This window comes from Streptomyces sp. NPDC093510 (genome assembly GCF_040683555.1).
Classification (GTDB): Bacteria; Actinomycetota; Actinomycetes; order Streptomycetales; family Streptomycetaceae; genus Streptomyces.
Genome location: NZ_JBFBEE010000002.1, coordinates 164,815 through 176,456 on the forward strand (window position 1 = coordinate 164,815; position 11,642 = coordinate 176,456).

The window sequence follows — 11,642 nt, forward strand, 5'->3', positions numbered from 1 at the left end:
GGGCCCGGGCTCCGTCGCTGTACACCGCCGATGCCGCGAGAAGGACGTTCCGCCTCGACCTCGATCTGCAGTCTTTCCCGGAGGTGAACGGTGGCGGAGGAACCCACGTTCGTTGAGCTGTTCCGACTGGCCGAGCGGTCTGCCGTACACCTGGAGATGCGGGACGGCTACATGCAGTCCGACCCGGAGTACATCTCATGGCGGGACGGCGCACGTGAGACCTCCCGGTACCTGGACCAAGAGACCAGTGCCTGGCTTGCGCTGATGCGGGAGACCACCGGACGCGGAGTCGTGGTGCGCCGCGCACGGATCGTTTCCGAGCCGGTCACGGACTACATCCGTTTCGAGCACCATGTGACGGCCGGAAACGTCGCGGCGGGAGAGCAGGTGCGGTGGTTGCCGCGACGTCGGGCATCGGATGTCGCTCTCCCCGGGAACGACTTCTGGCTGTTCGACGGCCGTCTCGTCGTGTTCCTTCATTTCACCGGAGAGGGAGAACTCTCGCCGGAAGGGGACGAGGAGCGGACCACTGACCCGGCCGTCGCGCGGCTGTGCTCGGCGGCCTTCGAAGCGGTGTGGGAACGGGCCGTACCGCATGAGCAATTCAAGCCGTCCTGAGGGACCAGGGGACCGGACGCGACCCGGCTCAGTGGCGGACCAAGCAGAACGGATGCCCCGCCGGGTCCGCGTAGACGTGCCAGCTCGTGCCGCCGGTCTCCTCGTCCAGGAGCGTTGCGCCTGCTGCCAGGACCTGGGGGCGGGCCGCGTCCAGGTCCGGGACCTGGAGGTCCAGGTGGAACTGTTGCGGGGACGTGGGGTCCTGCCAGCGTGGTGGGACGTGGTCGCGGGCTCGTTGGAAGGTGAGGACCTGGCCCGTGGGGGTGTGCAGGGTCGTCCAGTCGGGGCTGGTGGACCAGCGGGGGTCCGGGTGGTTCACCGTGCCGCCCAGGAGCGTGCGGTAGAACTCCGCCAGGGCCGGGGGGTCGGGGCAGTCCAGGACCACGCATTGCAGTTCGGCGATCATGGCGGAGAGGGTAGGGCAGCGGGGCGTGTCGTGGGTGCACGCCGTAGGGCAGAGCGGTGCGCCGTGGGTGGACGCCGGAGGGCCCCGGCGGTGTTGTCGCCGGGGCCCTCCGTGTCGATCGGCGTCAGCCGGTCGGACGGTCGCGTCAGACAGTCACGTCAGACGTTCACGCCGAAGTCCTGCGCGATGCCGACCAGGCCCGAGGCGTAGCCCTGGCCGACGGCGCGGAACTTCCACTCCGCGCCGTTGCGGTACAGCTCGCCGAAGACCATGGCGGTCTCGGTGGCGGCGTCCTCGGAGAGGTCGTAGCGCGCGATCTCCGCACCGCCGGCCTGGTTGAGGATGCGGATGAAGGCGTTCCGTACCTGGCCGAAGTTCTGCGAGCGGTTCTCGGCGTCGTAGATCGAGACCGGGAAGACGATCTTCTCGATGTCGGCCGGCAGACCCGCGAGGTTCACGTTGATCTGCTCGTCGTCGCCCTCGCCCTCACCCGTGACGTTGTCACCGGTGTGGACGATGGTCTGGTCCGGCGTCGCCTTGTTGTTGAAGAAGACGAAGTGCTGGTCCGAGAAGACCTTGCCCTGGGGGTTCACCGCGATCGCGGAGGCGTCCAGGTCGAAGTCGGTGCCAGTGGTGGTGCGGACGTCCCAGCCGAGGCCCACGGTGACGGCGGTCAGGCCCGGAGCCTCCTTGGTGAGCGAGACGTTGCCACCCTTGGACAGGCTTACTGCCATTGTTGGGAGTCCCTTCCCTCGTTACGTACGCACAGTGCGTATGTGCTTCGTACTGGGGACGAAGCTACTTCACTGGTACCAACGTCGACCGGGGTCCCCAAGGTTCCGCTTGGCTTTACTTTCTTTACGTACCTCTGTCGGGGGCACGCACGACAGCGGGAAACACGACAGCGGGAAAAGCGCGTGACGTGGGCTTGTCAGGCGCGGGACCATGGAGGCATGTCCGGTCCCTATGTCATCCGTGGCTCCGTCTCCCTGCCCGAGGCGGAGCTCATGTGGCGTTTCTCGCGGTCGTCGGGGCCGGGCGGGCAGCACGTCAACACCAGCGACTCGCAGGTCGAGCTGCGGTTCGACCTCGCGAACACCGACGCGTTCCCCGACGTGTGGAAGCAGCGCGCCCTGGAGCGGCTCGCGTCCCGGCTCGTCGATGGCGTCGTCAGCGTACGGGCGAGCGAGCACCGCTCCCAGTGGCGGAACAGGGAGATGGCCGCCACGCGGCTCGCGTCCCTGCTCGCGGAGGCCACCGCCCCGCCGCCCAAGCCGCGCCGCGCCACGAAGATTCCTCGCGGGATCAACGAACGGCGCCTGCGCAACAAGAAGCAGCGCAGTGAGACCAAGCGGGGGCGCTCGGGGCAGGGCTGGGGCTGACGCCCGCGCCTCTCAGGGGCGCACCCGTGCCCCTCAGGGGCGCCCCCTGACAGGACGCTAGCCCAGCTGGCGGTAGCGGCCGCGGAAGTACAGCAAGGGGCCGCCCTCCCCACTGGGGAGCGACGCCGTCAGGACGCGGCCGATCACCAGCGTGTGGTCGCCCGCGGTCACCGTCTGCTCCGTACGGCACTCCAGCGTCGACAGCGCGCCACCGACGAGTGGGGCGTCCGACGCCGCACCCCGTACGTAGGGGATGTCCTCGAAGAGCAGCCGGTCGCTGATCCGGCCCTTCATCGCGAAGCGGCCCGCGATGTGCCGCTGGCTCTCCGCGAGGACCGACACCCCCCACAGCGGCTGCTCGGCGAGCAGGTCGTCCATGCGGGAGCCCTCGCGCAGGCTCACCATGACCAGGGGCGGGTCGAGGGAGACGGAGAGGAAGGCCGTGGCGGTCATGCCCACGTCCTCGCCCACCGGCGCGGCCGGATCGTCCGGGTCCAGGCCGGGCTCGCGCGCCGTCACCAGGACCACGCCCGCGGCCAGCCGGGACATCGCCGCGCGGAACTCGTCGTTGCTCACCCCATCAGCATGCCCATCCGGTGACGGAAGGCGTGGGGCGGGCGGGGCCGGGAGAGTCTTCAGTACGTGAGCCACGAGATCGAAGCTAGCCCGTGCGCCCTGCCCGAAACATCGGGCTCCGGTCCCAGACCGGTCCTAGGACCGATGGCCGAGCCGCCCCGCCCGCGCTCGGCAAAGGGTGGCACGCAGTGCCGCGGGATGCAGTGGACTAGTCCAAGGGACTGGACCAACGGCGGCTTCTCACCTGTGACTTGAGTCACAGGACCCATATTTTGTTGACCCTGTGTACCGAGTGAGCAGCTCGCTGTGATTCAGTGACGGTGGCAATCGGACACTGGAAGACAGTGAAAGACACTGAGGGCACAAAGGCACAAGGTCGAGGTCACGGAAGACCACCGCCAACAGAGGTCCACACCGAAGAACACTGCGGGCGCTGCGCATCCTGGAGTTGCTGTCGAGGTCTCGGGGAGAACGAGCATGGAGACCGAGTCGGAGCCGTACGTCCGTCTTGCGACCCTGCGGCAGCTGCACCAGGTGGTAGCGGAGCTGAACACGGCCCGGAGCCTGGCGGACACGCTGCAGACCGTCGCCGACGGCGTCGTCAACGGCCTTGGCTATGAACTGGCGTGTGTCAATCTCGTGCGCCCGGACGGCGACCTCGTCGTCGCCGCCTTCGCGGGAAACTCTTCCGCCGAGGCCCTCATCACCGGACGTGTCGGCTCCCGTGACGCCTGGGAGCGCCGCCTCGCCATGGGCGAGGCCTGGGGCGCGCTGCGCTTCATCTCGTACACCGAGGGCTGGGTCCTCGACGACGACGACGTCCCGCAGTGGTACACGGAAGGGCCCGAGCCCCGCTTCGAGGACGAGTGGCACCCCTCCGACCGTCTCTTCGCCCCCATGTACGCGACGGGGGCGGCCGGTGGCGAGCTGCTCGGCGTGATCTCCGTGGACCGGCCCCGCAACGGCCGCAGGCCCGGCGCCTGGGGCCGCGAAGCCCTGCAGATGTACGCGTTCCAGGCCGCCATCGCGATCAGCAACGCCCGGCTCAGGGCCAACATGCAGCGCGCCCTGGTCCGCCTGGAGCGGGAGCAGCAGGCGCTGCGGGCCAGCGAGGAGAGCTTCCGGCAGGCCTTCGAGTACGCGCCCTCCGGCATGGCCATCGCCGAGATGGGCGGCGACCAGCACGGCCGGATCCTCAGGACGAATGACGCGCTCTGTCGTCTCCTCGGCCGCCCCGCCTCCGCCATGCGGCGCTACTCGTTCTCGGATCTCGTGCACCCCGAGGACATCGGGACGCTCCTGCGCACGTCCGCCGAGGGCGGCCGCGCCGAGCTGCGGCTCGCACGGCGCGACGGGACGTATGTGTGGGTGAGCCTGCGCAACTCCGTGGTCGCCGACGCCGCCGACGGGCCCCGCTTCCTGCTCACGCACGTCGAGGACATCGAGGAGCGCAAGCGCCGCGAGCTGCAGCTCGCCCACCGGGCCAGCCACGACTCGCTGACCGGACTGCCGAACTCCGCCGAACTGCGGGCCCGGCTCAGCTCCCGCCTCTGCCGCAGGCCGCACGCGGGCCAGCCCAGCGCCGTGGACTCCCTCGACGCCGCGTACGAACACGGCTTCGACTTCGGGCACGCCTCCCACCAGCGGGACGAGGGCTTCGACCCGCACGTCCACACCGTCGCCCCGCAGGGCGGCGACGGCGATGTGGACGACGGCGCGAAGGGTCTTGCCGTCCTCTTCTGCGACCTCGACGGCTTCAAGTCGATCAATGACCGGTTCGGGCACCACACCGGTGACGCCGTCCTCATCGAGGTCGCGCGAAGGCTCACGAGCGGGGTGCGGGACGGTGACACGGTGGCGCGGCTCGGCGGCGACGAGTTCGTCGTGCTCGCCGACGGCCTCGGCCGCGCCGACGCCCAGGACCTCGCCGTCCGGCTGCGGAACGCGATCATCCCGCCGATCCGGGTCGACGGGAGGGCGGTCCGTGTAGGGGCCAGTTTCGGCATCGGCTGGGCGCACTGCGGGATGTCGGCTGACGAAGTGTTGCACTCCGCTGACCAGCGGATGTACGTGGAGAAACGGTCGCGTGCCAAGCAGCACCGACGGGCCGGGTAGCGGGCCTGATGAGGTCAAGGCCACTCCTTTGGCCCACTGGGACCGGGTAGGCTCCCCGCGTCAGCGATGTGAGGGAGTGACCTGGGAATGACGCCCGGCAATAACGGCGAGAACACGCCGAGCGCGCCGCAGGGCGACGACGATCCGTTCGGCTACCTGTACGAGGACGGACAGGCGGCCGGGGCGACCCCGCCCAGCGGCGGTGGCGGCTACGGGTACCCGGGTCCCCGGTCCTCGTACAACCAGGTCAGAGCGGTCGGTGACCGGCGCCCCACCTACGGGCAGCAGACCTACGGCGGCCAGCAGGCGTACGGCCAGCAGGTGCCGCAGCAGGCCCAGCAGGCCGCCTACGGCCGGCCGAACGCCCACTACACCGCCCCCGAGGCGCAGCCCGGCGGCGCCCCCGTCACGCAGCACATGCAGTCGGGCAACGGCGGCGGGCGCGGGCGTGGCCCCAACACGAAGGGACTGCTGATCGCCGCCATCGCCGTGGTGGCCGTCGTCGCCATCGGCATCGGCGCCGCGATGATCTTCGGCCGTGGCGGTGACGACAAGGGCGGCGACAGCGAGGCGGGCGGCAAGCCGACGCAGGCCGAGTCCGTCAAGCCCAGCGAGAAGCCGAGCAAGAAGCCCGAGAAGCCGGCGGCCGAGCTGCCCAAGACGGACGCGAAGGCCCTGAAGCTGGAGGGCGGCACGACCACGGCGTCCGACGTCGAGGGCGCCAAGGCGTCCGGCGGGGTCTACGTGGCCGGCTTCGACAAGGTCGGCGCCCAGGTGACGTGGACGGTCAACGGCATCCCCAAGGCCGGTGCCTACAGGCTGTGGGTGAACTACGGCGTGCCCGGCAAGGACTCCAACGCCACGATCCTCGTCAACGGCAACAAGCAGACCCGCCCCCTGAACATGGAGAACTTCTCCCACGCGGACGAAGGCGACTGGGAGAAGGGCTGGACGCACACTTGGGCGCTGGTCCAGCTCACCAAGGGCACCAACACGGTGACGCTCTCCTGTGCCCAGAGCGACCTGTGCGGGACGTCCGGGGCGAACATCGACCAGATGTGGCTCAAGGAGGCGGGCAGCGGCAACTAGCCGTCAGAGCCTGCCTTTCAGCGCTCCTGGGGCTGCTTCAGCAGCCCCAGGAAGCCCGCCACCGTCCCGGCCATCGCCTCGCGAGCCGGGACGAGGTATTTCCGGGGGTCGACACCCGTCTCATGGGTGTGGAGGTACGCGCGAACTTCGCCCGTGAATGCCGTGTTGAGGGCCGTGCCGACGTTGATCTTCAGCATGCCGGAGGCGATGGCCCGCCGGATCTCCGTATCCGGTACGCCACTTGAGCCGTGCAGCACGAGAGGCACGGGCACGGTCGCCGCGAGGGAGGCGATCAACTCGTGGTCAAGGGCCGCCGTGCGCTCCGTCATCGCGTGCGAGGAGCCGACGGCCACCGCGAGGGCGTCGACGCCCGTCTCCGCGACGTACGCGGCCGCCTCCGCCGGATTCGTGCGCACCCCCGGCGCGTGCGCGTCCAGCGGTGCCTCGCCCTCCTTGCCGCCCACCTCGCCGAGCTCCGCCTCGACCCAGATGCCGCGCTCGTGCCCCCAGCGGACCGCGTCGGCCGTCGCCTTCACGTTCTCGCCGTACGACAGCTTCGACGCGTCGAACATGACGGAACTGCAGCCCTCCGGGTGCGCGGCCCGCAGCAGTTCGACGTCCGTCACGTGGTCCAGGTGGAGGGAGAGGCGGGCCGTGGACGCGCGGGCCACCGCCGCCGTCGCCGCCGCTATCGCGGACAGGCGGCCGCCGTGGAACTTCACGGCGTTCTCGGAGATCTGCAGGATCGCGGGGGCCCCGGCCCGCTCGGCGCCGAGCGCGACCGCCTCCGCGTGCTCCAGGGTGATGACGTTGAACGCGGCGACGCCGTGACCCGCGGCGCGGGCCTCCCCGACGAGTTCGCCGGTGCTGACCAGTGGCACGGTACTCCCCAATTGCTCTAGGCGGTGCGGAGGTTCAGGCCGCGGTGACCTGTCCTGTCACCTCGACACGAGGCAGCAGTTCTTCGTACGTCGAGGGGTCGAACTCGCCCGCCACCGGCGCCACGACCGTCGCCGCCGACAGGGCCACGGCGCGGGCCAGGCGCTCCGGCCACGGGAGGTGTTCGGCCAGTCCGGAGAGGAGGCCCGCGACCGCCGAGTCGCCGGCGCCGGTCGGGTTGCCGCGGACCCGCTTCGGGGGCCGGGCGCGCCAGCCGCCGTCCGGGGTGACCGCGAGGAGTCCTTCGGCGCCGAGCGAGGCGACGACGGCGTGGGCGCCCCTGCGGCGGGCGTCGCGGGTGGCCTGGGCCGGCTCGTGGGAGCCGGTCAGCTCGGCGAGTTCGTCGGCGTTGGGCTTGACGATGTCGGGGCGGGCGGCGACGCCGCGGCGCAGCGGCTCCCCGCTGGTGTCGAGCAGGACGGGGACGCGGGCGGCCCGTGCGGAACGTACGAGAAGGGCGTACGCGCCGACGGGGACGCCGGGGGGCAGGCTGCCGCAGAGGGCGACCGCGGACAGGTTCCCGCGGTGCATCAACTCCTCGTAGGAGACGAGGAAGGCGGCCCATTCGGCGGGGGTGACCGTCGGACCCGGTTCGTTGAGCTGGGTGGTGTCGCCGGTCGCCGAGTCGACGACGGCGAGGGTGCGGCGGGTGGCGCCCGCGACCGGGGCGAGCGCGTCCGTGAGGCGGGGTTCGGCGGCGAGGCGCTCGCGCAGGAGGCGGCCGGTGTCGCCGCCCGCGAAGCCGGTGACCGTCACGTCGTGGCCGAGGGCGGTGAGCACGCGGGCGACGTTCAGGCCCTTGCCGCCCGGCCGTTCGGTGACCTCGGTGACGCGGTGGGAGGTGTGCGGGACGAGGGCGGGGACCTTGTAGGTGAGGTCGAGGGCCGCGTTCAGCGTGACGGTGAGGATCACGCGTACCACCCCCGAAGTGCCTGTCCGAACGCGCTTGCCGTTCGCCTCTCCTGGATTCTGATCATGCCAAACAGAAAGCGGTTGGCCCAGAGGTGAGGGCCAACCGCCTTGTGTTCCGTGAAGACTGAACGGGTTCTGAAATCACCCGGGTTGGGGGCTAAAAGGGTTCAACCACCCATTCGCCCTTGCGCATGACGCCCTTGAGGTCGAAGGCCGCGTCCAGGACCACCAGGTCCGCGTCCTTGCCCGGCTCCAGCGAGCCGACCTTGTCGTCGAGGCCGAGGAGCCTGGCCGGGTTGGCGGAGATGGCGCGGACGGTGTCCTCGACGGAGAGGCCGTCGACGGTCACCGAGCGCTTGAACGCGCGGTCCAGGGTGAGCGTGGAGCCCGCGATGGAGCCGCCCTCGACGAGCCGCGCCACGCTGTCCTTCACCTCGACCTCCAGCGGGCCGAGCATGTACGTGCCGTCGCCGAAGCCCGCCGCGTCCATGGCGTCCGTGATGAGCGCGACGCGGGCGGCTCCCGCGTGGTGGAAGGCCAGCTCGAAGGAGGCCGGGTGCAGGTGGGTGCCGTCGTTGATCAGCTCGACGGTGATCCGCTCGTCCTCCAGGAGCGCGGCGATCGGCCCCGGGACGCGGTGGCCGAGGCCCGGCATGGCGTTGAAGAGGTGCGTCGCGACGGTGGCGCCCGCGTCGATCGCCTCCACGGTCTGCTCGTACGTCGCGTCCGTGTGCCCGATGGCCGCGATCACGCCGTGCTCGGCCAGCAGACGCACGGAGTCGAGGCCGCCCGGCAGTTCCGTGGCGAGCGTGACCATCTTCGCCCGGCCGCGGGCCGCGTCGAGGAGTTTGCGCACGTCGGCCGGGTCGGGGTGCCTGAGCAGGCTCTCGCTGTGCGCGCCCTTGCGGCACGGCGAGATGAAGGGGCCCTCGAAGTGGATGCCCGCGAGATCGCCCTGCTCGGCGAGCTCGGACAGCACACCGGCCCGCTGGGCCAGGAAGTCCATCTCGCCGGTGACCGTGGAGGCGACGACGGTGGTGGTGCCGTGCAGACGGTGCGTGCGGATGCCCTTGAGGACGTCCTCGACGGTGCCCGAGGTGAAGGAGGCACCGCCGCCGCCGTGGTTGTGGATGTCGACGAAGCCGGGGACCACCCAGTGGCCGGTGAGGTCGACGGTCTCGGCGCCCGGGGTCGGGCTGCCCGCGATGCGGGTGCCGTCCACGATGACGCGGCCGTTCGTGAGGGTTCCCGTGGGCAGTACCACCTGGGCACCGGCGAGAACCTTGCTAGTGGCCATCAGGTGGATACCTCCGTGGGGTCGGTTTTCCGGTTGAGGTCGGCTTTTCGGTCGAGGTCGGCTTTTCGGTCGAGGTCGGCTTTTCGATCGAGGAGATCCCAGGCCAGCAGGCCCGCACCGAGGCACCCGGCGGTGTCGCCGAGGGCCGCGGGGACGATCTCCGGGAGCGTCTGGAACCGCACGACACGTGCCGCGACGGCGGCCCGCAGCGGCGTGAACAAGGTTTCCCCGGCCTCCGCGAGACCGCCACCGATGATCAGCGTGTGCGGGTCCAGCAGAGTGAGGGCGGTGAGCAGGCCGTCGGCCAGGGCGTCGACGGCGTTGTGCCAGACCTCCTGGGCCCTCGGGTCGCCGGACTCCACGGCCTTCGCGCAGTCCGCCGCGTCCGCCTCCGGGTCGCCGCTCGCCTCGGCCCAGGCCTTGCTGACGGCGGACGCGGAGGCGAGGCGCTCCAGGCAGCCGCGCTGGCCGCAGCCGCAGGGCGGGCCGCCCGGACGTACGACGATGTGGCCGATCTCGCCGGCCGAGCCGTGGGCGCCGGGCTCGATGGCGCCGCCGATGCCGATGGCGCCTGCGATGCCGGTCCCCAGGGGTACGAACAGGAACCGGTCGGAGCCCCGTCCCGCCCCTATGCGGCCCTCGGCGAGGCCGCCGGTGCGGACGTCGTGGCCGAGGGCCACGGGGACGCCTTCCAGGCGGGCGCTGAGGAGGTCCCGCAGGGGGACGTCGCTCCAGCCGAGGTTCGCCGCGTACACGGCCACGCCGCGCTCCGCGTCGACGATGCCGGGGACGGCGACTCCCGCCGCGGCGGCCGGCTCCCCGAACCGCTCGACGCCGTGGGCGCGCAGATCCGCGGCGAAGCGGAGGATGGACTCGACCACGGCGTCGGCGCCGCGGTCGCGCCCCGTGGGGCGGCGCGCCTCGTGCAGCAGGGTGCCGTCGGCCCCGACCAGGGCGGCCTTCATTCCGGTGCCGCCCACATCGAGGGCGATGACGTGTCTCACGGGGGACAGTCTCCCGCGTCGCCCCGTGAAAGGTCTAGTCCACCTCGCATCTGTCGTCGGCGAGTGGTGGACGCGCGGTGAACGATGCGCCTGTCATATGACCCACGCACGTAAGCGAAAGGGTCAAGCCGCCCCGAATGCCGCCATGCGATAGAACGAATCCCTCTCCCTGCCGTGTGGGATGCGCGGAGTAGAGCGTTTGGAAGTGCACATCCGTCTCGGACTTTCCCCCCACAGTCACAGAGGTAGATCCCATGCTGAGAATCTTCGGATCGGGCTGTCGCCGATTTCTGACGCTCGGGTCGGCGCTCGCCGTCATGGCGTGCACGTCCGCCGCGGCGTCCACAGGACCGTTCCCGGCACCGCGACCGGAACCGAAGGGCGCGTCCGAAAAGGGCTTCCCGATGCGCATCGCCGCATATGTGGCCAACACCGGTTCCGGTGCGGTCTCCTCTTTCGACGTCCGGCTCGAGAAGCCCGTCGCCACCACGAGGACAGGCCGCGGACCGACCGGCGTGGGCGTGGCCCCCGACGGCTCCCACGTGTATGTGGCGAACGGTCTGTCCGACTCGGTCACCTTCATCGAGACGACCGGCCGCAAAGTCGTGGCGACCGTGCCGGTCGGGACCCGTCCGTTCTCCGCCTCCGCCAGTCGTGACGGGCGGCGGGTACTCGCCGCGAACTGGGGCAGCGGCAACGTCTCCGTCATCGACACGGCCAGCCGTAAAGTCCTCACGACGCCTTCGGTCGGTGAACTCCCGCACAGCATCGCCACCCTGCCCGACGGCAGCGCCTTCGTCACCAACAGCGGCAGCAACAGCGTCACCGTACTGTCCAAGGGTTATGAGCCCGTGGCCCAGATTCCCGTGGGTGACTTCCCCAGCGGGATCACCGCCACGGCGAAGGGCGACAGGGTCTACGTCGCCGACACGGGTTCGGGGAGGATCTCCGTCATCGACCCCGCCACCCGCAAGGTGACAGCCACCTGGGCGGTCGGCAAGGCCCCGCTCGGCCTCGGCGTCAGCCCCGACGGAAAGCGGCTGTACGCCGCGGACTCCGGGGCCGACGTGCTCCTCGTCATCGACACCGGGACCGGCGGTGTCCTCTCCCGGGTGCCCGTGGGCAGGACGCCGCAGGGCGTGGCGGTCAGTCCTGGCGGCAGCCGGGTCTGGGTCACCAACGAGGAATCCGACACCGTCTCGGTGGTCGAGCCGGCGCTCACGAAGGTCCGGGCGACCCTGCGCACCGGTGACCAGCCCGAGGGCATCGCCATCACCCTGAGGTGAGCCGCCCGGCCTCCGCTC

General features: G+C 70.9%; 12 protein-coding genes. 5 read left to right on the forward strand and 7 right to left on the reverse strand.

Going from position 1 to position 11,642, the window contains the following annotated elements; translation table 11 throughout:
* The first annotated feature begins 90 nt into the window (after positions 1-90).
* Positions 91-618 (forward strand): DUF6879 family protein, encoded by a 528-nt coding sequence (locus AB0N81_RS03100; protein ID WP_365355140.1) that lies wholly within the window; start codon positions 91-93, stop codon positions 616-618.
* A gap of 28 nt (positions 619-646) precedes the next feature.
* Here the strand turns inward: AB0N81_RS03100 and AB0N81_RS03105 are convergent, their stop codons facing one another.
* Positions 647-1,024 (reverse strand): VOC family protein, encoded by a 378-nt coding sequence (locus AB0N81_RS03105; RefSeq protein WP_365355142.1) that lies wholly within the window; start codon positions 1,022-1,024, stop codon positions 647-649.
* Between the two features lie 158 nt (positions 1,025-1,182).
* Positions 1,183-1,758, reverse strand: coding sequence for a TerD family protein (locus AB0N81_RS03110; protein WP_365355144.1), 576 nt, complete (start codon positions 1,756-1,758; stop codon positions 1,183-1,185).
* A 219-nt stretch (positions 1,759-1,977) separates the two neighbouring features.
* Here AB0N81_RS03110 and arfB point away from each other — a divergent pair, with 219 nt between their 5' ends.
* Positions 1,978-2,406 carry an alternative ribosome rescue aminoacyl-tRNA hydrolase ArfB gene (arfB, locus tag AB0N81_RS03115; RefSeq protein ID WP_365355146.1) on the forward strand — a complete coding sequence of 143 codons (429 nt, stop codon included), beginning with the start codon at positions 1,978-1,980 and terminating at the stop codon, positions 2,404-2,406.
* 57 nt (positions 2,407-2,463) lie between these two features.
* On the opposite strand, the gene AB0N81_RS03120 is transcribed toward arfB, so the two are convergent.
* Entirely contained in the window at positions 2,464-2,955 is a 492-nt protein-coding gene (locus AB0N81_RS03120; RefSeq protein ID WP_365355660.1) for a flavin reductase family protein, read from the reverse strand.
* 504 nt (positions 2,956-3,459) lie between these two features.
* On the opposite strand from AB0N81_RS03120, the gene cdgB reads away from it, so the two are divergent.
* Together cdgB and AB0N81_RS03130 are read left to right on the forward strand one after the other, a co-directional pair.
* A complete protein-coding gene (gene cdgB / locus AB0N81_RS03125; RefSeq protein WP_365355148.1) occupies positions 3,460-5,097 on the forward strand; it encodes a diguanylate cyclase CdgB in 1,638 nt (545 codons plus the stop codon).
* Between the two features lie 87 nt (positions 5,098-5,184).
* Positions 5,185-6,186: a carbohydrate-binding protein gene (locus tag AB0N81_RS03130; RefSeq protein ID WP_365355150.1), complete on the forward strand. Its 1,002-nt coding sequence runs from the start codon at positions 5,185-5,187 to the stop codon at positions 6,184-6,186.
* A gap of 17 nt (positions 6,187-6,203) precedes the next feature.
* On the opposite strand, the gene AB0N81_RS03135 is transcribed toward AB0N81_RS03130, so the two are convergent.
* The 4 genes from AB0N81_RS03135 to AB0N81_RS03150 form a co-directional block, all read right to left on the reverse strand.
* On the reverse strand, positions 6,204-7,067 hold the full coding sequence (locus AB0N81_RS03135) for a class II fructose-bisphosphate aldolase (RefSeq protein WP_365355152.1): 864 nt from the start codon (positions 7,065-7,067) through the stop codon (positions 6,204-6,206).
* A 34-nt stretch (positions 7,068-7,101) separates the two neighbouring features.
* Positions 7,102-8,037, reverse strand: coding sequence for a 1-phosphofructokinase family hexose kinase (locus AB0N81_RS03140; protein ID WP_365355154.1), 936 nt, complete (start codon positions 8,035-8,037; stop codon positions 7,102-7,104).
* Between the two features lie 157 nt (positions 8,038-8,194).
* Complete coding sequence (gene nagA / locus AB0N81_RS03145) at positions 8,195-9,334, reverse strand: N-acetylglucosamine-6-phosphate deacetylase (RefSeq protein ID WP_365355156.1); 1,140 nt, start codon at positions 9,332-9,334, stop codon at positions 8,195-8,197.
* Positions 9,334-10,338, reverse strand: a complete 1,005-nt coding sequence (locus tag AB0N81_RS03150) for an ROK family protein (RefSeq protein WP_365355158.1) — start codon at positions 10,336-10,338, stop codon at positions 9,334-9,336. Before AB0N81_RS03150 ends, nagA begins: the two co-directional genes overlap by 1 nt.
* Positions 10,339-10,742: 404 nt before the next feature.
* On the opposite strand from AB0N81_RS03150, the gene AB0N81_RS03155 reads away from it, so the two are divergent.
* On the forward strand, positions 10,743-11,624 hold the full coding sequence (locus tag AB0N81_RS03155) for a beta-propeller fold lactonase family protein (RefSeq protein ID WP_365355160.1): 882 nt from the start codon (positions 10,743-10,745) through the stop codon (positions 11,622-11,624).
* The last annotated feature ends 18 nt before the right edge of the window (positions 11,625-11,642 follow it).

Excerpts from the sequence above, each read along its gene's own strand:
- AB0N81_RS03120 (WP_365355660.1), bottom strand. The coding sequence starts at position 2,955 with ATGTCCCGGCTGGCCGCGGGCGTGGTCCTGGTGACGGCGCGCGAGCCC.
- AB0N81_RS03110 (WP_365355144.1), bottom strand. The coding sequence starts at position 1,758 with ATGGCAGTAAGCCTGTCCAAGGGTGGCAACGTCTCGCTCACCAAGGAG.
- AB0N81_RS03155 (WP_365355160.1), top strand. The coding sequence starts at position 10,743 with ATGCGCATCGCCGCATATGTGGCCAACACCGGTTCCGGTGCGGTCTCC.
- AB0N81_RS03105 (WP_365355142.1), bottom strand. The coding sequence starts at position 1,024 with ATGATCGCCGAACTGCAATGCGTGGTCCTGGACTGCCCCGACCCCCCG.
- AB0N81_RS03130 (WP_365355150.1), top strand. The coding sequence starts at position 5,185 with ATGACGCCCGGCAATAACGGCGAGAACACGCCGAGCGCGCCGCAGGGC.
- arfB (WP_365355146.1), top strand. The coding sequence starts at position 1,978 with ATGTCCGGTCCCTATGTCATCCGTGGCTCCGTCTCCCTGCCCGAGGCG.
- nagA (WP_365355156.1), bottom strand. The coding sequence starts at position 9,334 with ATGGCCACTAGCAAGGTTCTCGCCGGTGCCCAGGTGGTACTGCCCACG.
- cdgB (WP_365355148.1), top strand. The coding sequence starts at position 3,460 with ATGGAGACCGAGTCGGAGCCGTACGTCCGTCTTGCGACCCTGCGGCAG.